This window comes from Emticicia soli (assembly GCF_037860775.1).
GTDB lineage: Bacteria > Bacteroidota > Bacteroidia > Cytophagales > Spirosomataceae > Emticicia > Emticicia soli.
Window position 1 is genome coordinate 406,019 of the sequence record NZ_JBBEWC010000004.1, and the last position, 23,829, is coordinate 429,847.

Sequence of the window (23,829 nt, forward strand, 5' to 3'; positions counted from 1 at the left end):
TTATAAATTAAAATCTTTTAACATGAATAAGTATTGGGTTCTGAGTTTATTAACATTCTTATCGTGCTCAACTGAAAAAAAGCAGACTCAGAGCGCGTTAACCAGTAATTTACCAGAAGAAATTACGGTAATATTTAATTCAGAAGGTTCAGAACCTCTGCACATAACCACCCCCCTTACGGCAGAAGAAATCAAAGAAAATTTAGTTTCAGATCAGAATGTCAATCCGAATGATACCATGAAACTGGCTCTTCGTGAAAAACATCAAATTATTTATATGCTTTATCAATTCCCTGAAGAATATTCAATTATAGTTTCAGCTGGCGATACAATTGTTGTTGACGCAAATAGCGATGCAGGAAAAATTTCTAAGTTAGTTAAAGGTAAGAAACATATTATTAATGATATTCATCAGGATGTATTTGATGAGACCCCTCAAAGAAAAACAATAGAAGAACTTTTTAAGAAAACAAGAGAACTGAAAGGAGATAATAAGAGCGAAGGTATAAAGAGTTACATCGAGGCCAGTAACAAATATTATGATAATGTAAGAGACTCGTTTTTGAAAGCCGATGATTATAAGGCCAGAATATTGGCAGATTTAGTTCTAGTTGAACAATATATTAAATTATCTGGCTTGAATAATAAACTTCGTGATACCAGTTTATCAAAATTACTTAGTTCCGAAAAATTCATAAGTGTGGCAAACTTAAATAACAGAAGTTTGAAGCCCATATTTAATTTTTATAATATTAACAACGTTATAAGCAATCCTACCAAAAGAACCCTGGCCGAAAGATATGCTACAGATTTTGAACAGTTTCCAAGTGAAATTCAAGAGTACTTTAAGTATATAACAATTGTACAGATGGTTGCCCAAAAATATGATCGTAAAACTACCATCAAATATATTAATGCTTTTAAGGAGGATTATGGTTCAAATCGCGGACTGGAAGCTTTAATGAAGAATATAGAGTATACTGCAGTAGAAACCGATGAGTTGAAATTAATAGATGAGACTAATGGTAAAGAAACATGGTCAAATTTGATGAAAAAATGGAGAGGAAAGGTAATTTATGTCGATTTCTGGGCAAGTTGGTGTTCTCCATGTATTGCAGAGTTGCCTCACTCTAAAAAACTGAGTAAAGAGCAAAAAGATGTCGTATTTGTCTATTTGGCTCTGAATGATGAAGAAACTGCTTGGCGCAGAGCCATTGAGAAGCATCAGTTAAAAAAGCACAGTTATCTGATTACTAATTCCAAAAGTTCAAATTTTATATCTAAATATGAGATAAATTCAATACCAAGATATATGATTATCGATAAAGATGGTATCATCAACAATCCTGATGCACCAAGGCCTTCTTCTACAGAGATAAATTACCTTTTTACTAATCTTTTAAAAAAATAAGATGGTATTAGAGAATTTTAAATATCAGCTTAAAACACAGATAAGAAAAATAAGCAAATATTTTGCTTTAAGACGAGAGATTGCAAAGTATAAAAAGCAATACCTCAATTCTGTTAGCTATCTTAAAAGGATAGAAAATACGGTGATTCCGTTTGATACAAACGAAATCAGACTTTTTGCCATTTTTAGAAATGAATCATTAAGATTACCTCATTTCATTGAATATTATAAGCAATTAGGCGTAGATAGATTTTTCTTTATAGATAATAATTCGACTGATAACTCACAAGCAATTATTTCAAAGGAAGATAACACGCATGTTTTCAGTACCTCTGAAACCTATGTTAATCATTGGTATTGGATGGAACACTTGCTGGAAACCTATGGTAAAAATCATTGGTGTATAGTGGTTGATATAGATGAATTGTTTTCGTTTCCGCATGCCGAAAACCTTACAATACGAGACCTTGTTCGTTTTTTAGAAAGGGAAGAAACAACCGCCGTCAGAACTTTCTTATTAGATATGTATTCACCACATCAGATTGATTCAACAGATTACAAGGGGGGCAATCCGTTGAATAATATTCCATATTTTGATAAAGAATATAAACAAAGCTTTTTCAGATTTTTGGATAGACATAATTTTAATGACTTCTCATCTGTAATATTTACAGGAGGTATGAGAGAAAGGGTTTTTGGTAAGATAAATCCGCCTCATATTTTATCTAAAATACCAATTTTTAAAAATATCAATGGTACCTATTTAGTTCAGGGCATGCATGCTGTTAACGGCGCCAAAATCAGCGATATTCAAGGGGTAGTTTTTCATACAAAATTTTTATCTGATTTTATCGGCGAAGTAAAGGAAGAAGTAAAAAGAGGCGAGCATTATGGCGGCGCATTTTACTATAAACATTTTGAAAATGAAGTAAGCAAAAATCCTGCGATAGGTTTCCATTACGAAGGCTCTATTAAATATTTAGATTCTCAACAATTAGTAAATCTAGGGCTTATGAAAACAACTGAAGAGTTCGAACATTTTTGCTATGATTTAAAAGAAAAAAAGACTACCAATGCCGTTTCCTTACTATAAACAACTCGACGCAATGGATTGCGGCCCTACATGCCTACGCATGGTAGCAAAGCATTATAAGAAGAGCATGACTATACAAACACTCCGCAGCAAAGCAGAAATTGGCAAAGAGGGTGTTTCTTTGTTAGGCATTGCGCAAGCTGCTGAAGATATTGGTTTTAAAACACTGGCCATAAAAGTAAGCTTTGAAAAACTGGTAACCGAAGCACCTCTACCGTGTATAGTTCATTGGCAGCAAAATCACTTTGTGGTTGTATACAAAATATCAAAAAGTCGTTTTAGTAAAGAAATAACGGTTCATGTAGCCGATCCGGGCAAAGAATTGCTAAACTACACTAAAGATGAGTTTTGCAGGGGGTGGCTAGCTTCAAAGAAAAATAATGAAGAAGAAGGCATTGCATTGCTTTTAGAAACTACTCCACGATTTTATGAAGAAGAAGGAGAAAAATATAAGGGTTTAGCTATAGGAATGCTATGGCAATATGTGTGGCGATACAAGGGCTTACTGGTTCAGTTGGGTTTAGGTTTAATGATTGGTTCTATCCTTCAGGTCATTCTGCCTTTTTTAACGCAATCTATCGTTGATACAGGTATACAAACACGCAATATACACTTCATTTACTTGATTCTGATTGCACAATCTATGTTGTTTCTGGGTAGAATGTCTGTAGATTTCATCCGTAGCTGGATACTTTTGCATATCAGTACACGCATTAATTTATCGATACTGTCAGACTTCCTTAGTAAGCTACTGAAACTCCCTATTGCATTTTTTGATTCAAAAAAGACCGGCGACATTATGCAACGCATTGGTGATCACCATCGAATAGAGTCATTTCTTACGGGCACATCGCTCAACGTATTATTTTCACTTTTTAATCTGGTAATTTTTAGTTTCATCGCAGCGTTCTATAGCGTGACTATCTTTAGTATTTTCATCATATCGAGTGTTTTATATACTCTTTGGATAATGTTTTTTTTACGTTATCGTCGAAAGATGGATAATAAACGCTTTGCGCTGGCGAGCCAGAATCAGAGTAGCCTCATACAATTGATTACTGGTGTGCAAGAAATAAAAATGAACAATGCCGAGCACCTGAAACGCTGGGAATGGGAAAATTTACAAGTAAAGCAATTCAAGTGGAATATTAAAAGTCTTGCTATAGGCCAATATCAACAAGCAGGTACCTTGTTTATTAACGAAGGTAAAAACATATTGATTACTTTTCTGGCGGCTACTGCTGTGGTAAACGGGCAAATGACGCTAGGTGGAATGATGGCTATGCAATATATTATGGGGCAACTAAATAGCCCCGTTGAACAACTCATACAATTTATACAGCACTGGCAGGATGCCCAAATCAGTATAGAGCGATTGAACGAAATACATGAAATGGACAATGAAGAACCGGAAGAAAAGACCCTGATTAAACATCTACCACAAAATAAAGACATTAATATCACGAACCTTTCGTTTACGTATACCGGTGCAGGTAATGAACCTGTATTAAAAAATATAAATCTTATTATACCGCATGGAAAAATAACTGCTATTGTAGGTACAAGTGGTAGTGGTAAAACAACTTTATTAAAACTGTTACTGAAATTCTATCAGCTTAATAAGGGAGAAGTACGTTTGGGTGATACGAACTTGGCTAATATAAGTCCGAGGGCTTGGCGTAATGTATGTGGTACGGTATTGCAAGATGGTTTCATTTTCTCAGATACAATTGCTAACAACATTGCCGTAGGAGATGAAACACCAGATATACCGAAACTATTACATGCCGTTAAGGTAGCTAATATACAGTCTTTTATTGAGGAATTGCCACTAAGTTACAATACCAAGATAGGTGCTGAAGGAAATGGAATTAGCCAAGGACAAAAGCAGCGACTATTAATTGCCAGAGCTGTGTATAAGAATCCTGATCTTATATTTTTTGATGAGGCAACCAATGCCTTAGATGCGAATAATGAGAGTGTGATTATGCAAAATCTGGATGCATTTTTTAAGAGCGGTCCGACTGGTCGGCGAACGGTAGTGATAGTAGCCCACCGATTGAGTACTGTAAAAAATGCTGACCAGATTGTGGTTATAGAAAAGGGTGAGATTGTTGAAATTGGAACCCATAAGGAATTATCACAAAAGCATGGAAAATATTTCGAGTTAGTAAAAAATCAATTAGAACTAGGGAATTGATGGAAAATAACAAAGATATAACCGAGAAATTGCTTAGAACAAACCTGACGGAACTGTTAGGCGGAAAAGGTGTATCTAGCCCTGAGCCAGTCAACGCAATTCCTACTGGTCCTCCTAAACCTCCTGAGATGAATAATGGAGGTGATGGAAACGATGGAAATTCTCGGATGCCAGAATTAAGGAATACTCAAGTAGATGAAATTTTAAATCAACCTCCTTCGTGGTTGGTTAGTTGGGGGGTCAGTGTTTTCTTTTTTGTTTTAGTAATACTGTTTGGAGTTACTTGGTTTGTGGAATACCCTGACTTGGTGGGGGCGAAATTGAAAGTAATCTCAGATAATGCTCCAAAATCGGTGAATGCTAAAATGGATGGGCGTTTAACCAGATTAATGGTAAAAGAAGGGTCTTTAGTACAGTCGGGTGACCACTTGGCGTATTTGGAGAGTACAGCGAGTATTGATGAAGTATTGAGTTTAGAAAATAGTATTAATCAATTAATTCAATTATCTGCTGTTAATAATTTTGAAGGTATTCATCACACTACTATCCCTCTGTTTTTTTCGTTGGGAGAACTACAAAAACCATATCAGACGTTTCAAGAAGCTCTTGTGCGGTCGCAGTCGTCGATGGCTAATGGCTCTTATCTAAAGAAGAAAGGGGCTGTAAACAGAGATATTCATACTTTAACAAACATTCAAGAAAATACCAGAGCGCAATTGGAATTGCAAGAGAAGGATTTGCAAATGGCCTATGAAGAGGCGCAGAGCCAACAGCGCTTGAGCGAGAAAGGATTTGTATCGAAACAGGATGCGAGAAATGCTCAAAGCCGATATTTAAGTAAAAAACAAGCATTTGAACAGGCAAAAGGAGCTTTAGATAATAATTCAATGAGCCAGAACCAAAAACAACAAGAGTTGATAGAATTGGATAAGACCATAATAGAGCAAAAAAACAATCTCATTCAGTCTATTAATTCATTAAAAAGTGATATTGAAGCCTGGAAGCAGCGGTATATTGCTGTGGCGCCGATTGCAGGCAAGGTTAATTTTCTGACCAATCTACAGGAAAATCAGATGATAAAAGCAGGTCAGGAATTACTGTATGTTCTACCAGAAGGAACTGGGTACCATGGCGAGATGCTATTGGGACAATATAATTTTGGTAAGGTTAGAAAAGACCAGGAAGTAATTGTGAAGTTTCAGAGCTATCCATTTCAGGAGTTTGGAACAGTAAAAGGGCAAGTTTCTTATATTTCGGATATACCTCAAGATACAGTTTATCTGGTAAGGGTAGATTTTCCGCATGGCTTAGTAACTTCTGCCAATAAAAAATTACCGTTTAAAAATGGCATGACCGCTTCGGGAGAGGTAATTACTGAAAATCTGAAATTAATAGAAAAACTTTTCTATGATATAAGAAAGACAATGAAACGCTAATTGACACTATTTATGCTTAGTAGAAAAATTGTTCCTATAGTTTTATTATACTTTTTTGTGCTTGATATATCGGCGCAAAACAAATATACTTTGGAGCAATGTATTGATTATGCTTATAAACAGAGTTTTGATATTAAGCAACGGCTGTTAAAAATACGTCAATCTGAGAATACAGTGCGCCAATCTAAACAGGCTGTTTATCCTAATGCATCAGGTTCGTTTTCTCAAGGAGTTAGTTCGGGGCGGAGTATTGACCCATTCACTAATGGTTTTGTTTCGCACACTGTTTCATCTAATTCAATAGGTTTGGGTACTAACTTAGTAGTTTTTAATGGTTTTGCCATAAAGAACCAGATTGCACAAAATGAATTTAATTTAAAAGCCGATGAGTGGGACTTGCAAAGTGGGAAAAACGAGTTGAGAAACCGGATTACACTTGCTTATATGCAAGTACTGATGAATCAGGAACTTTGGAAAATCAGCCAGGAGCAAGTGGTGAACCTTCAAAGTCAATTGAAAAGAGTGCAGGAACTGGTAGAAGAAGGCAATATGCCCCCAACAAATTTAATAGACTTAGATGCGCAATTAGCTACAGCCGAATTTGATGCCTTGAACATGAAAAATACCATTGAGCTGGCAAAACTTTCGTTAGCTCAACTAATGGCCTTTCCAGAATATCATTCATTTGAGGTAGAACCTATTGCTTTTGATGAAAAAGTGTTTGTGATTAATGATTCTTATTTACAGACAATCTTGATGGCCGCTAATAATCAGCCTCTTATAAAAAATGCTGAATTAAGGTTTCAGAGTGCAAAAGTGGGTATCAGGATAGCTCAAGCAGCTAAATACCCTAGTGTATCACTCGGTGCAGGAATGGGGACAGCTTATTCAAGTGCAGCAGCGAGAGAATATAATTATTTTAATCAGTTAAACTTTAATCTTAATCAATATGCACGCTTGAACATCAACATACCAATTTATAGTAATGGACAAGTAAAGATGCGAATAAATAATGCTTTGATTGCAAGACAAATGGCTGAGACGCAGTTGTCTCAATCAAAGTTACAGCTGAAACAAGAGATTGAGCAAGCGTATCTGGCGGCGAGCATTTCGAAAGAGAAACTGAGTAGTGCCAAAAGGCAATTAAATACCCAACAAGTGGCGTTTGATTCGGCTAAAGAGCGGTTTACTGAAGGACTCATCCATGCGATTGAATTGAATAATTTCCGGCTTAATTTAGAAAAGGCTAAATCGAGTTTTGTTCAGGCAAAATATGAGTTATTCTTTCGAAAGATAATCTTAGATTATTACAAATAGTCTTAAATTCCAGATATAACGCATCACTTTCATTTAGGAATTTAAAAACAGAACCTAAGAGAATGTCTGGTGAATAAATTAAATCTATTCACCAGACAATGATGAATTCATAAGCTACAACCCTCACTTTACCACCTCACTCACCAAAATTACAGGGCTTACATTAGTATAGTTTGCAAAATCTGCCCTTATAGCATCTCTGTTTGGTGCAATAGCCGACTGATAATCGCTAAGACTTTTTACATAAAACGTACCAATAGCCATATAAGGTAGTGCCTGGTTAGGCATACCAGCGGCAAGCCCTTTCTCAATGGTGTATTTAACCAAATTCGAGCCTAAATACCCTGCAACCATTGGCATGTGCTTAGTTTCGTAGTATTCCATATTAAAAGTTTTACCTTCGGCAAAAGGATACATAATTGATATTTTAATCAGGCCCTTCTCAGACTTTTGAGCTTGTTTTTCTTGACTAAATGCAGTAACACAAGTGGCGAAAAGTAAAAATGTTGCAATAAGTTTAAATTTCATGATTGATCAGAATTTAAGTGATAGACAGTTTCAAATAAAATATTATTCCACAAATATCTAAAGCGTTTATATATTTGCAAAACGCTATTTTTCGATAAAATCAATCGATAAAACCGATTTAGAAATATGGAATTAAGACAACTCAAATACTTTCTAAAAGCCAAAGAACTTTCAAATTTTACCGAAGCCGCAAAGATTTTGAATATCAGCCAGAGTACTTTGTCTCAGCAGATTAAGCAATTAGAAGATGAACTGAATGTGCCTTTATTCAACCGAATCGGAAAACGAATTACACTCACTGAGGCCGGAGAAATATTTAGTGATTATGCTTTGCAGAGTATCAGTAGAGCGAATGAAGGTGTATTGGTTTTGCGAGATTTAAAAAACCTGAATACTGGCAAAATCACTATCGGCGTGATTTACTCTATGCGTATTCTTTTTGCCAAAACATTGATAGCGTTTGCAAAGCAATATCCAAATATCAAAATTCAGGTTGTATTTGGTACTACTAAAGACCTGCTCGAAAAACTCAACCTGCATCAGTTTGACTTTATTGTGTCGTTTCATGAAGAAACCAAAGAGCCACATTTGAAATACCATACACTTTTAAAATCAAATATGGTTTTGGTAACAAGTAGAAAATCATCATTGGCGAAGAAAAGCAGCATATCGCTCAATGAAGTAGCTACGCTACCATTAGCATTGCCTTTCAGTGGGTATAGTACCATTCAGTTTTTTGTAGAATCATTCAGCGAGAAAAATTTAAGCCCGAATATCTGTATGGAAATAAATGATATTCCTACACTATTTGAAATCGTAAAAACAGGGCATTGGCATACTATATTGAGTGATACCAGCGTAAACGACCCCGAAGTGGTAGCCATTCGCATTGATGGAAAAAACATGAAACGAAATATAATGATTATCTCGCTCAAAGAAGCCTACGAAAAAAAAGCCGTGAAGAAACTATGTGAGCTTCTGACTAACATGCACGCTAAAAAATATTAAGAAAAATCTTTTAGATAATAAGATTATATTCTTCTTACCCCGCCCAATTCTCCCTATCCAAACTTCTGAATTGTATAGCCTCTGCCAGATGTTCAATGCGTATCTCTTCTGAATCTGCTAAGTCGGCAATCGTACGAGATACTTTCAGTATTCTGTCATAAGCTCGGGCTGATAAACCTAGGCGCTCCATTGCTTTTTTCAATAAGGCCTTGCCGCCTTCACCAATATCACATATTTCTTTTACCATTTCCGGTGGCATCATGGCATTGCAATGAATATCCTGAAAATTCTCAAAGCGTTTTGTCTGTATCTCACGGGCTTTTACTACTCTTTCTCTAATAATAGTGGAAGATTCGTTTTTTCGGGTTGATGCAATCTGGTCGAAACTCACAGGTGTTACCTCTACGTGTAAATCTATTCTGTCTAATAAAGGTCCTGAGATTTTATTCAGATATTTACCCACAGTACCGGGTGGACAAGTACAATCTTTCTCAGGATGGTTATAGTAACCGCACGGGCAGGGGTTCATGCTGGCAATCAACATAAAATTGGCAGGAAATTCCACGGCTTGTCTTGTGCGAGAAATGACAACCTTTCTTTCTTCTAAAGGTTGCCGCATTACTTCTAACACTGTTCGTTTAAACTCGGGTAGTTCGTCCAGAAACAAAACACCATTATGAGCCAAGGAGATTTCGCCGGGTTGCGGAAAACCGCCGCCACCTACCAAAGCCGCATCAGAGATAGTATGATGTGGTGCCCGAAAAGGTCGTCGGGCAATTAAAGAAGCTTTTACACCTAACTTACCTGCCACCGAGTGAATTTTGGTTGTCTCTAAAGCCTCATGCAAAGTAAGAGGCGGTAAAATAGATGGCAGGCGTTTGGCAAGCATAGTTTTGCCTGCGCCAGGAGGCCCAATCATAATCACATTATGGCCGCCTGCTGCGGCAATTTCCATTGCTCTTTTTATATTTTCTTGGCCTTGTACGTGCGAAAAATCAGCCTCGTACTCGCTAATGGCATTAAAAAAGATGTCTCTTGTATCGGTTACCAGAGGCTCAATTTCTTTTGCACCTGTCAAGAAATCTATTGCATCATTCAGCGTTTCTACACCTATAATATCCAAGTTATTTACGATAGATGCCTCCATCGCATTTTCGGCCGGCAGAATAAAGCCTTTCAGTTTATTGCGGCGAGCTTCTATAGCAATAGGCAATACGCCCTTTATGGGTCTTAGTTTACCATCTAAGGCCAATTCGCCCAGAATTACATATTCTTCTAAATTTTTAGCAGGCTTTATTTGTTCTCCGGCTATCAATATACCCACAGCCATTGGTAAATCATAAGCCGAGCCTTCTTTCCGAATATCGGCCGGTGCTAAATTGATAACAGTTTTTTGGCGGGAAATCTGATAATTACAATACTTAAGAGCAGCATCTATTCTTTGTTGGCTTTCTTTCACGGCACCATCAGGCAGCCCAACAATCGACATCCCAATACCTTGCACAACACTTACTTCAACCGTTATTAAAGTGGCATTTACGCCATACACAGCAGCACCAAAACATTTTGCGAGCATATACTATATTTTAACTTAAATATTTCGAAGATTTTTTATCAAATGTAAAATTTTATTCGCTAATCAAGATACAGAATGTAAACCTTTTTATAAAAGGCCTCATCAGACTTACTATTAGGGTCATCTATAAACCTCAAACAGCTATTCAAATCTGTTTAAATAATTGTTTTGCCTCTCTCTTACATAGAAGTTCTTTAATCAAATACAGTATTTATTTAATCTCTAATCTATTCAATTAATAATGTTTTCTAGGTAAAATGCCTCAAAAAGGCACGTTAAATAAATTTAGCCCTCATAATTTGTAAAACAGTTGCCAAGCCTCTAAGTTAGCAGAAAAACACTCAAACCCCTATTCTATGTTTTATTCTGATGACTTGAAAAGAGCAATTCATATTGCACAATCGATAGCCAAAGAATACCAAAACGAACAATTCACACCATCTCATCTATTGTTAGCTATCATGCATAACGAAATTGGGCTTGCTTCCATGCTAGCTGCGTTGGGTAAGGATATTAACTACATAAGAGACTGGGCAGAGGTAAGAATAGAAGATTTACCTAAAAGTACAAAAATATCCGAAGAGCCAATAGGTGACGAAAAAGTAAAGAAGACAATAGAAATGGCCGAGCTCATAGCCATGCAGTTCAACCGTAACTCTATTGACCCTCTTTGCGTTATAGCAGCAATTTTAAAACCGAATCTTGCTTTTACCCAAGAACAGCTAAAATCTCTGCCTATTAACGAAAGAGAAATTCTGGACTCTGATCTGGAGAGTAAAGCCATCAACAATGCACTTGGCGTAAATGAAGTTGATGCCGCCGGCAAAGCAGATATACAAGTGCCACAAAGACAATCTAATGCCATTTATAAATACTGTATAAACAAAACAATATTGGCATCTGAGGGTAAGCTAGACCCAATATTAGGAAGGGATAGAGAAACAAGAATGATTGCCGAGATTTTGGGCAGAAGAACAAAGCCCAATGTGATTCTTGTAGGTGAGCCGGGTGTAGGTAAAACAGCTTTGGTCGATGGCTTTACCCAAGATGTTGTAGCAAGTAAAGTACCTACTCATTTACAATCTGCTATAATTTTCGAATTAGACTTAGGGGCTTTAGCAGCAGGAGCCTCTTATAAAGGTGAAGTAGAAGATAGAATAAAAAGTATCATAAAAGAAATAAAGCAGTTTGAGAAAGCCATTTTGTTTATAGATGAGATTCATATTTTACTAGATAGCAAAGGCTCATTAGGCTCGGGAGTGGCCCAATTACTTAAACCCGAATTGGCTCGTGGAGAAATAACAGTTATAGGTGCAACAACGCAAGACGAATACAGGCAATATATTGAGGCCGACGAAGCATTTAACCGACGTTTTGAAGTACTAAGAGTTGAAGAACCCGATTTGATAACGGCCTCGAGAATGATTGAAACCCTAATACCTTTTTATGAAAAACATCATTCTTTAAAAGTTGCTAAAGGAACAGTAGATGAGGCTGTCAGGCTATCGAAAAGATATGTAAAAGACAGACGGCTGCCTGATGCTGCTGTTGACCTTATAGACCGAACGATGGCGGCAATCAGGATGATGGACGAGACATCAAAAAACGAACTAGAGAATCTTAAACAAGAGTTTGAGAGCCTTATTATAAGAAATACCGAGTTTAAAGAAATAGAGTTTTTTAAAGAACTACGCTGGTTTCTGACCATTCTGAAGAATAAAGTAAGTCATATTCTATTAAATCAGATTGAAAGCGATATTCAACCAGAAACACTAGAAACAACAGAGTCGCTGCAAGACTATTTAAAAACCACTATTGAAAGTTTAATAAGCCTTAGTGAACAAAAAAGAGACGAAGTTACCAAGCAAGATATTGCTGCTGTTATATCAGGCAAAACAGGTATTCCGCTCGGCAAACTACAAAGTAGTGAAAGAGAAAAACTTCTGAAAATGGACGAAGTTCTGCAAAGAAGAGTAGTTGGTCAAAACCATGCCGTAAAGGCTTTGTGCGAAGCTATTCTGGAGTCTCGCTCAGGACTAATTAAAGCTGGTCAACCCATAGGTTCATTCTTTTTGCTTGGCCCTACCGGAACTGGAAAAACCGAGTTAGCCAAATCTTTAGCCGATTTCTTATTCAACGACGAATCATTTATGATTCGTTTTGATATGTCGGAGTTTAAAGAAGAGCACTCTGCGGCATTACTCTATGGTGCACCTCCCGGCTATGTTGGTTACGAAGAAGGAGGTTTACTGGTAAATAAAATCCGTCAGAAGCCCTATTCGGTAGTACTTTTTGATGAAATAGAAAAAGCTCACCCATCTGTTTTTGACATCTTCCTCCAGATTCTGGATGAAGGGAAAATGCATGACAGACTTGGCAAAGAAGGAGACTTCTCTAATGCTGTTATTCTGTTTACATCTAACATTGGCAGCGACTTCATCGCCAATAAATTTGACAAAGGCGAACTACCAGCCTCAAACGATTTAATGGAAATAATGGCGAAGTATTTCAGACCTGAGTTTCTGGCCCGTGTGACCGAAATAGTACCTTTTGCGCCAATTTCTGAGCAAAACGTGGTAAAAATCTTTGATATTCATCTAAAAAGTCTGCTCGACCCGCTAACCAAACAAGGCATCAGTCTTGAATTAAGTGATGATGCCAAGAAAAAACTAGCCATGACAGGCTTTACACCAAGATACGGCGCCCGACCAATTAAAGGGAATATCCGAAATCTTTTACGTAGGCCTATTTCAAGAATGATTATCAGCGGCGAGCTAGTCAAAGGAGCAACATTAAACATAAGTTTGGATGAAGCAGGGGAGTATAATTGGAAGGTGGATTAAATTTTTCAATAATGGCAAATAGAAAGAGAAGCAATTTTTCAAGACCTACCAAAGACGCTGCATTCGTGCGTCAACAAGGTAGATGTGCAATGTGCGGAAAAGATTTATGGAACTGGCTTATTAGCTCTGGTAACATGTGGGAAGCACATCATATAAGACGTGATGCAGATAATGGAGTCTCTACAATAGACAATTGCGTTGTTTTATGCACTGATGACGAAGACTCTTCAAATGATTGTCACTTCAAAGCTCATGGGTATAATTATAGAATACCTTTTATACTTGATACTTCTGAATATAAGTACTTTGAATTTAACTTTCTTACAGGTAAGTATAAAGGCTTAAAGAAGGATTATGAGCCTAAAACGAAATAAATAAATGGCATACGAAGGCGAACCTTTAAATTATTGTCCTGCTAATCTGGACTTATCTAAAGTAGAAATGATAGTTGTTTCAGGATCAACAAAGTATGGTCACTCATTATTATACATTCCTAAAAATGGATTATACTTTCAAATTGCTGGTATACATGCGTATCCTACGATGATGAATGAATTAGGCTATCGAAGATATTTGAAAGAAAATGGAAAATGGGAGCTTGGTAGAATAATATACGCTCTTCCTCAACCGGAAGGAGCATATTATGAATTAATGATGTCGACCTCAAAAAAATGGGTTTGGGGTGGGGTTTTTAATAATTGTACCACATTTGTAGAAGAGGTTATCCGAGCAGGTGGCTCTTCATCTCGAATAAATAATTTCCCAACTAATAATCTGCAATAGTCTATTTACTAAATGGGAGACATTAACAATAGTCAAAAATCAATAAGCAATTTACATGGCTAGTTTAAGGCTTAAAGTTTTTTCAGTTCAACAAGTTTTTAATTGGTAGAGAGTATGAGCATCAACAGAAACGCTATTAATTATTTGACAAATACTGGATATTCAGACAGGAATACTTACCCTTTACAAGCTAATCAGAATTCCTTGTTTGAATTAAATAGGAGCCTAAAAAACCCCCAACATGAAGCAAGAGTATGCTCGGTTCCAACTACTTTTAATAAAGTCCATACTTCATCAATATCAAAAGTTGAAGAAACACAAGCCAGCGCATTTTCAATTAGCTCTATAACTCATAAGATTGCCGATATTACAAAAACTTTAGTTGATGAGGCTAATAAAAAAATCGGGAAAATGAGTTTTGCTAAATTAGAAGAAATGGAAGAACTAGAAAAGACTCTTGCTAAACTCAAGAATGCCATAAAACCTATTGCAAGCATAACTTACTCTTCAAAAAATACAATACTATTTATAGAGTTAGAAGAAGCCTTTGTTTCTATAAACACTTTTGTATCAGAAATAAAAATAACCGTACAATTCTATGATTTTAGTGAGATACAAGGTGTTCAAGAAAAAATCAGGAAGATAACTGAAAGTTTTTGGGACAGATTTAAAATGATGTTTGACAAAATTGTGAGAGAAATAGGTAAGTATGCTAGTAAAGTAGCTACTAAAGTATCTGTTTTGGAAGATACTATTCTAAAAACGCTTAAGATATCAGGAAAAGCCCTTACAGGAGTAAAAGCAGGTTGGATGTCTGCTATTGGAGTTGTATTTTCAGCCATTGAGTTTTCTGATGCATGGAAAGCTTATGAAAAAGATAGCAGTCTTGAAAATAGAGATAAACTATTTACCGCTCTTGCAGCACTTGTTACAGATGTAGTACTAACTATTGCTGTAATAATTCTAACCATTATTGGTGGAACTGCTGCACTATTAGTAGTTGCAATAATAACTGTCATAACACTAGTTAATTCAATGATTAGCCTTGGAGCAAAATTAATCTACGATAAGGATATTAATTTACTTGCTGATTTAATGCTATATATTTCTAACTCTATATCTAACATAGCTAAAAAAGTTTTCAATTACATAAGTAATTTTTATTCTTCCATAAAAGACACATGTGGCAAAATTTGGGATTCAATCAAAAATCGTTATGAAGATTTTGCAACACGAAATGCCGACAAAATACTGGACACAAGAGATTTTTTCAATAAATACATACCTTAAAATAAATTTACAACAAAATCTCAGTTGCTTTTTCACAATATTAATATATTCGCAACAATACCTAAAACCTTATTAGCCCATGTTCAATTACAGTATTGGTGGACAAGAACGTAAATTAGATAATGCACAGGAAGCAATTGCTGACATTCCGCTTAATCGAACACTTTTGATTGAAAAACTAACCAATGACCCACCTTTAAAACCAGAAATCGTTCAGGATTTAAAGACCGTCGATGAGGTTTTTAATTACTATAAACCGTCTGTAGAGGTTGACTTTTCTGATGCCGAAGGAGCAGACGTTCAGGAGAAACTGGAATTCAGAAACCTGGGGGATTTCACAAAAAAGGGATTGATCAGCCAAAGTGATTTTTTACAGTCGCTCAATAACGAAGCAGACGATTTACAAAAACTGATGCGTCAGCTGAAATCAAATAAAATCTTACAAACGGCACTTAAAAATGCCGAATCAAAGGCTGCATTTATCAGTGCCATTGAAGCAATGATTGATGAACTGGACAAATAAACGGTATTAATCGACTTTGTAATCATCGGTATAAATGTTTGATGGATTACGTAAATTTTTAAACCTAACAGATTCTTCTTTAAAGAATATGGCAACCGAAAAACAAGACTTAGCTCAACCCTTGAAAGTTCGTGAAGGCAAACCTTCTTTAGAACAAAGTTTAAAGCCTCTCGAAAAATTTGGTTCTTTTGACCTTCTCGAAACGGTTATTGACGGAGTCTCAAATCTGAATCCGAAACGTAAAGCTAGAAAAGATATTTTCTTGACTGAAGATGCGAAAAAAGAAGAAAGAAAACAGCTAAAAAGAAGGCTTCAGGTCTGGAAAGATATACTATCAAGTACTGAAGACTTGCCTACTATGCTCACATCGAGCCAGAGAAAAATGGAGCAAGCTCATAATCTGCTAGCTGATAATGTGATTAAAGCAGTAGATGCATGCCGTGATTTAGAACGCTCATATCGCTCGATGGCATTGTTCTATAAAAATACAGAGCTAGATAAGGTTAAAAACATCAGCATTATGAATGCCGAAATGGATAACCTGACCGACCTCGATAATACAGTATTCTTTGATGCTGTATCAGAAGAAATGAATAAAAACTATGATCGCCTTGACCTGCGTGAAAATTACTCACTAATGGTGTTACCGGGTTATCTTAAATCAAATTCGGTAATAAACAAATGGGCACAGATGGCTCATAGAAACAAGGTTATGATGCTCACTGATTTCCGACATCTGGATACGGCCGAAGATGTAATCGATGTATTTGACAGCGCCAATCATTCCGGAGGTGATGCTCACTTATCGAATGTGATTATGACAGCCAACTGGCTGGTGGGTCGTGGCAAATACGAAGAGATAGGTGAAGAAGATGATTTATTTATTCCGCCATCGGCAGCTTTAGCAGGCAAAATTTATAGCACTTTGGCTTCGCAGGTAACAGCAGGCCGCAAACATGGTACGCTTAATGAGGTAGACGGAGTTAAGTTTCAGGTGAAGAAAAGTGACATTGCCCAGATGGAAAAAATGGGTCTGGTGCCAATGGTAAATGAGTACGGAAAAGTAATGGCCTTTTCGGCAAAAACATTATTTAATGGTGATAACATAGGCCTCCAAACTTACTCTGTAGTAAGAGTTTTTGACTGGGTTATAAAGGTACTTATTGATTTTCTTAACCGTCGTGCTTTCGAAAACTGGGATCATAACATGCGTATGGACATCCAGAGTCAGGTAGTCCGGTTTTTAGATAAAATAACCGGACCGGGTAAGTTAATAGAGAAATTTACGATTAAAAAGTTTGAAAGAGACCCAAAGCAAAAAGACCGTATCATTTTAGATATTCATATGGTGCCTTATTTTCCGGCAAAAACCTTCTTGATTTCATTAGATGGTACAAAAGGTGATGATCCCGATGCCGACGGAGATCGTAAATGGGATTCGTCATATAATCAGCAATAGTTAAATAAGCCCTCAGCCTTATTGATACAATTTTATAATGTCATTTAAAGCCACATTCAGCCTGGACAACAAGACTGTTGCCGACCTTAACTATTGTTATCTTGATATTAATCAGGATATTGATAGCCGAGGGCGCCCCTCTTCTATTCCAAAGGGCGGTAGAATTACATTAGAGTTTGATACGCTGGGCGATGATTCTATTACTGTGTGGGCCGCTGACCCTGTAAAAGAAAAAGATGGCGCTATTACTTACCGTGGTATAGATAATAGCAGTATCCAAAAGGAAATTAAGTTTAAAAGCGGTGTGTGTGTAGAATTTCATGAACGCTTTGATAGCACCTCTTCTGCATCAATGGTAACTATTATTACAATTTCAGCACCTATAGTAACAATTGATGGTAGCAAACTTGATAATCATTGGAATAAACAATTTAAAGGCGAGAAGAAAACTTAAGCAATATGGCATCTTTTAGTGCAGAGCTTCAACTTCAGGGAATTAGCTACCGGGTAGTTTCGTGCGAATATAGTTTGCATCAGCCTACCGACTCAAGAGGTAAAACAATGGCTTCAGTTAAAAGCGGGCTTATAAAACTAACTCTGGCATCTGAAACAAGTAATCAGCATAAAACACTTTCAGATTGGGCCGTTGCTGTGAAGAAACCCATGAAAGGAAGAATAGTTTTTCATAGGATCGATAACCGGGGGGCAACTTTTAAAAAAGTTGATTTCGAAAATGGTCATTGTGTTTCTTACCGTGAAGTGTACACACCTTATACAGGGGTTGCGTCGGCACTAACCGTAAACATTGGTATTACAGCCGAAAAAATAATTATCGGTAACGTAAAGCACGATAATCTTTGGGCAGAAAAAGATAAAGGCTGACAGCTTCTTATAACTCATAATTTCTATGGCACAGTTAATCATAGCAGATATATCTATTGATAAAAAAACTATTAAAAACTTTACGAGTGTTCGGATTGACCAATCAATCTTTACACATCATAGTTTTGAAGTAGTTGTTCCGTTCGATGAATTTGAGGAAAAAGAAGAAGTTTTTTTTCAGAAAGCACATAAAGAACTCATAGGCAAAAAAATAGTATTTAAGTTTGAGCCCGTATTCAGAGAGTTTCATGACGACCATAGCGACGACTTCAAATTCTTTGGAATTATCACCGAGCTTTCGCTCCAGAGTAATAGTGAGCTCACCAATTCTTTTATTATTAAAGGTTTCAGCCCAACTTTTATGTTAGAGGACGGCGTTCAGCGACGTGGTTTCGTGAGTATGAATCTCAAGCAAATCTTCGACAAAGTTATAACCCCCTACCCGATTCAGAAAAAAATTAATCCAAAGAAATCAGATAAGTTTGATTATAAAGTACAATACGATGAAAGTAATTTTGAGTTTATGAATCGTGTAGCCGAAGAGTATGGCGAATGGTTTTATTATGATGGACAAACTTTAATTATGGGCACTCCACCCAATAAAACAATGGATTTCTGGATTGATGGCATGCAAAACTTTGATATGTCGATTTCTTTGAAGCCTGCCAAATTTAAGATGCTCCACCACAACTATTATAAGCTACAAGATTACACAGGCAACTCTTCGTCTCAGAATATACAAATGGAAGATTTTGCAAAGTTTGCGCTTTCTGAATCTGAAAAAATGTTTAAACAAGACTCTCACCTGGTTACTTTTAAAGATATAAGAAGTACCAATGAGCTTAATGACACAATCAAGAATATTAAGGCTGTGAATGCCAGCGACATGATTTCGTTTAGGGGTAGAGGTGAGCAGCCAAATCTTAACGTCGGCACAATTATTACGGTACGAGGCCAAAAGTTGAAAGAGAATTATAAACGCATTTCGAAAGACTTTGGCAAATACCGTATTATAGAAATAACCCACACTGTGGACCACGAGGGCAACTACGAAAACTTCTTTAAAGCAGTACCCCAAACAGCCAGCCATCCTCCACGAAATCATAGCATCAGAATTCCTATTGCACAACCTGAATTGGCCAAAGTTGTTGAAAACAAAGACCCCATGAATTTAGGCCGCATAAAGGTAAAATTCTACTGGAGCAATGCCAATGAGGCCAAAAGCAATTGGCTACGAATGACAACCCCCTACACTGGAGGCTCTAAAGGTATGCTATGGGTACCCGAAATTGGAGACCAGGTAGTGATTGGCTATGAACAAAATCACGGTGATTTTCCGGTAGTTCTGGGGAGTGTATATCCTAAAGATAACGCCGGTGCCAAATATACCAACACCGACAACCTTCAAAAGTTTATACGTACCAAGGGAGGAAACAAAATTGGGTTTAAAGACAAAGGAGGCGAACAAGAAGTATACATAACCAATGCGAATAAGAAAGGTACATCTCTGCATATCTCATTCAAGAGCAATGGAGAAATTACTTTAAAAACAGCAGGCAATATAGTTTTAGAAGCCGGTAATGATATTAAAATGAAGGCCGGCAACAACTTTAGCATTGAAGCTACCAAAGGAGATATTACTATCAGTGCAAAAACTAAAAATATTAAGGCGTCAGCTACACAGAACATTGAAGCAAAGGCTACAAAAGACATAGAACTTCAAGCCACAATGAATGCAGAGCTAAGTGCTAATATGAAAGCAGAAGTAAAAGGAAGTTTAAGTGCAAAACTGAGCGGAGCAATGACAGATGTTGAAGGTTCTTCGTTGGTTAATATTCAAGGATTAATGGTAAAAATAAATTAGATTATGGGAAGACCCGCTGCCAGAGTCGGAGATATGCACGTTTGCCCGATGTTTGATGGTCCCAAACCTCATGTTGGTGGTCCAGTGCTCCCCCCTGGAAAACCGAGAGTATTGATTGGTGGATTACCTGCAGCTACTGTAGGAAACCTTTGTTTTTGTGCATCTGCACCAGATATGATTATTATGGGATCATTAGGAGTATTTATTGGTGGACAACCAGCTGCTCGTTTAGGAGATCCAACTGCTCATGGAGGCAGAATAGTAGTAGGTCTACCAACTGTTCTGATTGGAGATATTGGTAGTGTGAGTGTTGGTATGAACTCTTTTGCTCCTGAATTGGGCAATATTAGTCCAGAATTTCAACGAACTCTCAATCAAGCATTAACACTTAAAGAAGCTGCCAATAACGGCACACCTTTTTGTGAGGTTTGCAGATAGAATATGCTAGAAATAAAGGAAAAACAATTTTTAAATCTAAAAAAGATTTTATTCCATCAGTTAAACGATGAAATCGTTACTTATTTTCTAAGAGACTTCAGGAATTACCCATTATTTGAGAGTATACAAGAGTTTTCACTTTGGCTAAAAAACAGATTAGAATATGCATTTGAATGGGAATTACTCGATGCCAATTGTATATGCGATTTTATAAGATATTCTATTGAGTTTGAAGAGATTCAATCTCTAAGTTTAAATGAAAACATTAAAGAAATTATGACATATCCGGGTCGAACCGATGAAAAAAAAATTCAAGCCCTGTTTCTCTATTTAACAAAAACCCATAATTAATGCCTGTTGACGAAAAAAATATAAAGCAAAAATCTAGAGAAAGACTCAATAATGAATATCAGATGTCTATCTCTGACGATGGGTTAAAAAAGCAAGGTATTAGTGAACGCTATGCTGTTATTTACCAAGAGGAATACAATAAAGCTTTAAAACAACAAACCGCTACACAAACGCCTCAACCACAATCAAAGCCGATTGCTGAAGTATGTTGCTATAATCCCGCCCAAGCTTCGACAAAAAACGACCCAGATGCAAAGTGCAATTTTAATACTGTAACAGTTGAAAAAGCTGGCCGAAAATACACGTTAAATGTTGAAAAAAATACTGCCACAGGAGATAATATAATAGAAATAGTTGCCGGACCGAATAAGAATGCAAAAGATGTCACAGTAACTGTAGGTGGTTTAATAGGCCCTTGTACTACCGGACATAAAAATAAAGTTTTAGATTTAGTGAATCCTAAACCAATTAGTAAAACAGACACAGAATTAAAATTTAAGGCAGCTTCAATTAGTTATATTCCCTTTGCTAGCTCATTATGGCCCTCTGATGCTCCAATAAACACATATAATATACCAATAAGTACTTGTAATCTTAAGCGATCAGTGGTTATTAAAGTCTATCCTGATATTGAATACGATTTTACAATAAAAGTAAATCCTGTTCCAAATACATCCTCTTTTGGATTTCACAATGGGGTTAAGATGCTTGAAAAAGAAGATAAGGAATTTATATCAATAGAGGGTGCTATCAAACAAGATAATACTGAATATAGCTTAGAAAAGACTTTCGATTTTGCAAATGTTAAAAAAGCTATTACAACTGCTGATACAATTCTAAATACTATTAAAAAAATGTCAAGTACTTTTAATAGTAGTGTAGAAGTTGAATATAAGTTTTTAAACCTCAAACTAGGTTTAAAAAGTAAATGGGTTGAAATTGAAGGATCTCCTAAATGCGGATATGAATCTACCTTTGATTTAGGGATGGCTCCTTTATTTGGCATTGGTGTTAAAATTGATGCCTTAGGAGCGGCGATTGAATCTATACCTGGCTTTGGGACAGTTTTAGGGAAAATAAAAAAATATATTGAAAAAAGTGACCTTTTAAAAATCAAGCTTACTCTTGTGCTATCTGGAGAAATAAATTGTGAACTCTTAGGTATTAAAAAAGTAACAGACCAAGACATTAAATTATCATACTGTAATACAAATGGACAGCTTACAGTTGGAATTTTGGCAGAAATAACTTTAATGGAAGGTCAAAAACATTATGGAGATACGTTTGGCCTTGAAGCGGGTGCTAATGCTGGGGGCGAAGCCAAAGTAACTTTAGGAATAAAAGACAATGAAGATAAAGCAGAATTTTACTATGGATTTAATGGTCTAGAACTTTCCTATGCTATTTATGGTAAGGCAAGTGCTTTTAATTTTGAATATGAAAAAAAATCAGAAGAAAAAGCTACAGTTTTTGACCCGATAGAGGATAGGACAATCACAATAATTGATTTGAAAAACAAATGAATTCAAACCTTTTTATCATAGAGCTAAAAAAAATAAACTGTTTTCTGCGAATTCTTGTGAATGACATACCTGTTTTTTCACATATGGGTGCAAAAGTATTAGAGATGAAAATCCCAATTAATCAGTTTTTAATTAACGGCTCAAATAACATAGAAATTGTAGTATTACCTTCAATGGATAATGCTACAATTTCAGATAATACCATTTGCAAGATATCCATAAAAAATACTAATAAAGATTTACCTATTCTTGAATATTCAACACCAGATTTTTCTGGAAAATCAGAGAAATATTTTGATAAAAAAATAGAGTTTTCCTTAACGATTTCTAAAAACCCTTATTTCATTAATACACCTGATTTAAATGAGAGTTTTGAACAAGAAATATATAATTTTTATAAAAAGATTTGGGATATATGTAATCGCAAACAAGTTACAGAGTTTTTTGAATTGCATGAATTCAAAGATTTAGAAATAGCGGCTTACTATAACCTTACTTATAGAGAAAGAGTAGACGACTTAAGACCAGTATTTGAAAGAATACTAGCAGACAAAGAGATGAAACTGCAGCCATTAGATTTTTCAAAATTCAAGATAACTTATTATCATAATAATAAAATTGTCACTATAGAAGACGATTTAAACAATCCGGTTATTTATTTCGAGAGTAATGATGACCAAGTTACCTCAAAGTTTAAAATCCCAGTTTTTCTTTGTTTAAATGAAACTAAGCAACTAATAATTATAAGATAAATGCCTTTTCTCCTCTTAGACTCTGCTCGTATGAATGCTGCAATAGAAAAAGCAAAAGAATTTGCGGGGGAAAAATCCTTCATATGTTTATATAAAGGTTTAGCCGAAGAAAGACTAAGTGGTGTTGCACCGTATTTATTCAATTATGATAACTCAATATTTGGAGAGTGGCATATGAAAGAAGGATGGGGTAATTCATGGGGGTTATTTGTATCAGCTGATTTGAGTCTGCAGGATTTATCAAGGCACTTCCGCAGATTCCTGATGGTGAAAACCGAAGAAGGTAAACAGCTATACTTTAGGTTTTATGACCCACGTGTATTAAGAATTTTCTTACCTACTTGCGATACTCAACAATTGGAAGACTTTTTTGGTCCCATTCATTTCTTCTTTATGGAAGACGAAGACCCAAATTTTGCCCTTAAATTTTCTCTCAAAAACGGCGAACTACACACCGAAAGAATCAAGCAAAACCTAAAAACTACCGATAAATAAAATAGACCATAAAAACTTTCTCCCGTTAAAAATAAGGCTTATCTTTTCATATAATTT

The 23,829-nt window shown here is 36.1% G+C and carries 22 protein-coding genes; 20 read left to right on the top strand and 2 right to left on the bottom strand.

The annotated features are described in order from the left end of the window. Positions 1-22 precede the first annotated feature (22 nt). Genes WAE64_RS07405 through WAE64_RS07425 form a run of 5 tightly spaced genes read left to right on the top strand, consistent with a single transcriptional unit; the run spans position 23 to position 7,457 of the window. Positions 23-1,411: a TlpA family protein disulfide reductase gene (locus WAE64_RS07405; RefSeq protein ID WP_340235617.1), complete on the top strand. Its 1,389-nt coding sequence runs from the start codon at positions 23-25 to the stop codon at positions 1,409-1,411. 1 nt (position 1,412) lies between these two features. Next, entirely contained in the window at positions 1,413-2,504 is a 1,092-nt protein-coding gene (locus WAE64_RS07410; protein ID WP_340235618.1) for a glycosyltransferase family 2 protein, read from the top strand. Next, the gene (locus tag WAE64_RS07415; RefSeq protein WP_340235620.1) at positions 2,485-4,704 is read left to right on the top strand and encodes a peptidase domain-containing ABC transporter; all 2,220 of its coding nucleotides are present in this window, start codon (positions 2,485-2,487) and stop codon (positions 4,702-4,704) included. The genes WAE64_RS07410 and WAE64_RS07415 overlap by 20 nt, the downstream gene beginning before the upstream one ends. Further along, positions 4,704-6,140 carry an HlyD family secretion protein gene (locus WAE64_RS07420; protein ID WP_340235621.1) on the top strand — a complete coding sequence of 479 codons (1,437 nt, stop codon included), beginning with the start codon at positions 4,704-4,706 and terminating at the stop codon, positions 6,138-6,140. The genes WAE64_RS07415 and WAE64_RS07420 overlap by 1 nt, the downstream gene beginning before the upstream one ends. Before the next feature lie 12 nt (positions 6,141-6,152). Beyond that, positions 6,153-7,457, top strand: coding sequence for a TolC family protein (locus tag WAE64_RS07425; RefSeq protein ID WP_340235622.1), 1,305 nt, complete (start codon positions 6,153-6,155; stop codon positions 7,455-7,457). Positions 7,458-7,580: 123 nt separating this feature from the next. On the opposite strand, the gene WAE64_RS07430 is transcribed toward WAE64_RS07425, so the two are convergent. Next, positions 7,581-7,985 carry an EthD family reductase gene (locus tag WAE64_RS07430; RefSeq protein WP_340235623.1) on the bottom strand — a complete coding sequence of 135 codons (405 nt, stop codon included), beginning with the start codon at positions 7,983-7,985 and terminating at the stop codon, positions 7,581-7,583. A gap of 126 nt (positions 7,986-8,111) precedes the next feature. On the opposite strand from WAE64_RS07430, the gene WAE64_RS07435 reads away from it, so the two are divergent. Continuing rightward, entirely contained in the window at positions 8,112-8,993 is an 882-nt protein-coding gene (locus WAE64_RS07435; protein WP_340235624.1) for a LysR family transcriptional regulator, read from the top strand. A 34-nt stretch (positions 8,994-9,027) separates the two neighbouring features. Here the strand turns inward: WAE64_RS07435 and WAE64_RS07440 are convergent, their stop codons facing one another. Then, a complete protein-coding gene (locus tag WAE64_RS07440) occupies positions 9,028-10,569 on the bottom strand; it encodes a YifB family Mg chelatase-like AAA ATPase (protein ID WP_340235625.1) in 1,542 nt (513 codons plus the stop codon). A gap of 356 nt (positions 10,570-10,925) precedes the next feature. On the opposite strand from WAE64_RS07440, the gene WAE64_RS07445 reads away from it, so the two are divergent. The 14 genes from WAE64_RS07445 to WAE64_RS07510 all read left to right on the top strand — a co-directional run bounded on the left by WAE64_RS07445 (position 10,926) and on the right by WAE64_RS07510 (position 23,772). Next, positions 10,926-13,412 (top strand): ATP-dependent Clp protease ATP-binding subunit, encoded by a 2,487-nt coding sequence (locus WAE64_RS07445; protein ID WP_340235626.1) that lies wholly within the window; start codon positions 10,926-10,928, stop codon positions 13,410-13,412. Between the two features lie 11 nt (positions 13,413-13,423). Next, entirely contained in the window at positions 13,424-13,786 is a 363-nt protein-coding gene (locus WAE64_RS07450) for an HNH endonuclease (RefSeq protein WP_340235627.1), read from the top strand. 4 nt (positions 13,787-13,790) lie between these two features. Next, positions 13,791-14,195 carry a hypothetical protein gene (locus tag WAE64_RS07455; RefSeq protein ID WP_340235628.1) on the top strand — a complete coding sequence of 135 codons (405 nt, stop codon included), beginning with the start codon at positions 13,791-13,793 and terminating at the stop codon, positions 14,193-14,195. Between the two features lie 114 nt (positions 14,196-14,309). Further along, entirely contained in the window at positions 14,310-15,485 is a 1,176-nt protein-coding gene (locus WAE64_RS07460; RefSeq protein ID WP_340235629.1) for a phage tail family protein, read from the top strand. Positions 15,486-15,564: 79 nt separating this feature from the next. Continuing rightward, positions 15,565-16,008, top strand: coding sequence for a hypothetical protein (locus WAE64_RS07465; RefSeq protein ID WP_340235630.1), 444 nt, complete (start codon positions 15,565-15,567; stop codon positions 16,006-16,008). Between the two features lie 88 nt (positions 16,009-16,096). Next, complete coding sequence (locus WAE64_RS07470; protein ID WP_340235631.1) at positions 16,097-17,467, top strand: DUF5458 family protein; 1,371 nt, start codon at positions 16,097-16,099, stop codon at positions 17,465-17,467. A gap of 37 nt (positions 17,468-17,504) precedes the next feature. Further along, positions 17,505-17,921: a type VI secretion system tube protein TssD gene (gene tssD / locus WAE64_RS07475; protein WP_340235632.1), complete on the top strand. Its 417-nt coding sequence runs from the start codon at positions 17,505-17,507 to the stop codon at positions 17,919-17,921. Positions 17,922-17,926: 5 nt separating this feature from the next. Next, entirely contained in the window at positions 17,927-18,349 is a 423-nt protein-coding gene (tssD, locus tag WAE64_RS07480; protein WP_340235633.1) for a type VI secretion system tube protein TssD, read from the top strand. A gap of 25 nt (positions 18,350-18,374) precedes the next feature. Then, complete coding sequence (locus WAE64_RS07485) at positions 18,375-20,213, top strand: type VI secretion system Vgr family protein (RefSeq protein ID WP_340235634.1); 1,839 nt, start codon at positions 18,375-18,377, stop codon at positions 20,211-20,213. Positions 20,214-20,261: 48 nt separating this feature from the next. Further along, on the top strand, positions 20,262-20,651 hold the full coding sequence (locus tag WAE64_RS07490) for a PAAR domain-containing protein (protein WP_340235719.1): 390 nt from the start codon (positions 20,262-20,264) through the stop codon (positions 20,649-20,651). Between the two features lie 3 nt (positions 20,652-20,654). After that, entirely contained in the window at positions 20,655-21,002 is a 348-nt protein-coding gene (locus tag WAE64_RS07495; protein WP_340235635.1) for a hypothetical protein, read from the top strand. Further along, positions 21,002-22,525: a hypothetical protein gene (locus WAE64_RS07500; protein WP_340235636.1), complete on the top strand. Its 1,524-nt coding sequence runs from the start codon at positions 21,002-21,004 to the stop codon at positions 22,523-22,525. The genes WAE64_RS07495 and WAE64_RS07500 overlap by 1 nt, the downstream gene beginning before the upstream one ends. Then, positions 22,522-23,277: a hypothetical protein gene (locus WAE64_RS07505; RefSeq protein WP_340235637.1), complete on the top strand. Its 756-nt coding sequence runs from the start codon at positions 22,522-22,524 to the stop codon at positions 23,275-23,277. The genes WAE64_RS07500 and WAE64_RS07505 overlap by 4 nt, the downstream gene beginning before the upstream one ends. Further along, positions 23,278-23,772 (top strand): DUF4123 domain-containing protein, encoded by a 495-nt coding sequence (locus tag WAE64_RS07510; RefSeq protein WP_340235638.1) that lies wholly within the window; start codon positions 23,278-23,280, stop codon positions 23,770-23,772. The last annotated feature ends 57 nt before the right edge of the window (positions 23,773-23,829 follow it).

Excerpts from the sequence above, each read along its gene's own strand:
- WAE64_RS07405 (WP_340235617.1), top strand. The coding sequence starts at position 23 with ATGAATAAGTATTGGGTTCTGAGTTTATTAACATTCTTATCGTGCTCA.
- WAE64_RS07410 (WP_340235618.1), top strand. The coding sequence starts at position 1,413 with ATGGTATTAGAGAATTTTAAATATCAGCTTAAAACACAGATAAGAAAA.
- WAE64_RS07415 (WP_340235620.1), top strand. The coding sequence starts at position 2,485 with ATGCCGTTTCCTTACTATAAACAACTCGACGCAATGGATTGCGGCCCT.
- WAE64_RS07420 (WP_340235621.1), top strand. The coding sequence starts at position 4,704 with ATGGAAAATAACAAAGATATAACCGAGAAATTGCTTAGAACAAACCTG.
- WAE64_RS07425 (WP_340235622.1), top strand. The coding sequence starts at position 6,153 with ATGCTTAGTAGAAAAATTGTTCCTATAGTTTTATTATACTTTTTTGTG.
- WAE64_RS07430 (WP_340235623.1), bottom strand. The coding sequence starts at position 7,985 with ATGAAATTTAAACTTATTGCAACATTTTTACTTTTCGCCACTTGTGTT.
- WAE64_RS07435 (WP_340235624.1), top strand. The coding sequence starts at position 8,112 with ATGGAATTAAGACAACTCAAATACTTTCTAAAAGCCAAAGAACTTTCA.
- WAE64_RS07440 (WP_340235625.1), bottom strand. The coding sequence starts at position 10,569 with ATGCTCGCAAAATGTTTTGGTGCTGCTGTGTATGGCGTAAATGCCACT.
- WAE64_RS07445 (WP_340235626.1), top strand. The coding sequence starts at position 10,926 with ATGTTTTATTCTGATGACTTGAAAAGAGCAATTCATATTGCACAATCG.
- WAE64_RS07450 (WP_340235627.1), top strand. The coding sequence starts at position 13,424 with ATGGCAAATAGAAAGAGAAGCAATTTTTCAAGACCTACCAAAGACGCT.
- WAE64_RS07455 (WP_340235628.1), top strand. The coding sequence starts at position 13,791 with ATGGCATACGAAGGCGAACCTTTAAATTATTGTCCTGCTAATCTGGAC.
- WAE64_RS07460 (WP_340235629.1), top strand. The coding sequence starts at position 14,310 with ATGAGCATCAACAGAAACGCTATTAATTATTTGACAAATACTGGATAT.
- WAE64_RS07465 (WP_340235630.1), top strand. The coding sequence starts at position 15,565 with ATGTTCAATTACAGTATTGGTGGACAAGAACGTAAATTAGATAATGCA.
- WAE64_RS07470 (WP_340235631.1), top strand. The coding sequence starts at position 16,097 with ATGGCAACCGAAAAACAAGACTTAGCTCAACCCTTGAAAGTTCGTGAA.
- tssD (WP_340235632.1), top strand. The coding sequence starts at position 17,505 with ATGTCATTTAAAGCCACATTCAGCCTGGACAACAAGACTGTTGCCGAC.
- tssD (WP_340235633.1), top strand. The coding sequence starts at position 17,927 with ATGGCATCTTTTAGTGCAGAGCTTCAACTTCAGGGAATTAGCTACCGG.
- WAE64_RS07485 (WP_340235634.1), top strand. The coding sequence starts at position 18,375 with ATGGCACAGTTAATCATAGCAGATATATCTATTGATAAAAAAACTATT.
- WAE64_RS07490 (WP_340235719.1), top strand. The coding sequence starts at position 20,262 with ATGTTTGATGGTCCCAAACCTCATGTTGGTGGTCCAGTGCTCCCCCCT.
- WAE64_RS07495 (WP_340235635.1), top strand. The coding sequence starts at position 20,655 with ATGCTAGAAATAAAGGAAAAACAATTTTTAAATCTAAAAAAGATTTTA.
- WAE64_RS07500 (WP_340235636.1), top strand. The coding sequence starts at position 21,002 with ATGCCTGTTGACGAAAAAAATATAAAGCAAAAATCTAGAGAAAGACTC.
- WAE64_RS07505 (WP_340235637.1), top strand. The coding sequence starts at position 22,522 with ATGAATTCAAACCTTTTTATCATAGAGCTAAAAAAAATAAACTGTTTT.
- WAE64_RS07510 (WP_340235638.1), top strand. The coding sequence starts at position 23,278 with ATGCCTTTTCTCCTCTTAGACTCTGCTCGTATGAATGCTGCAATAGAA.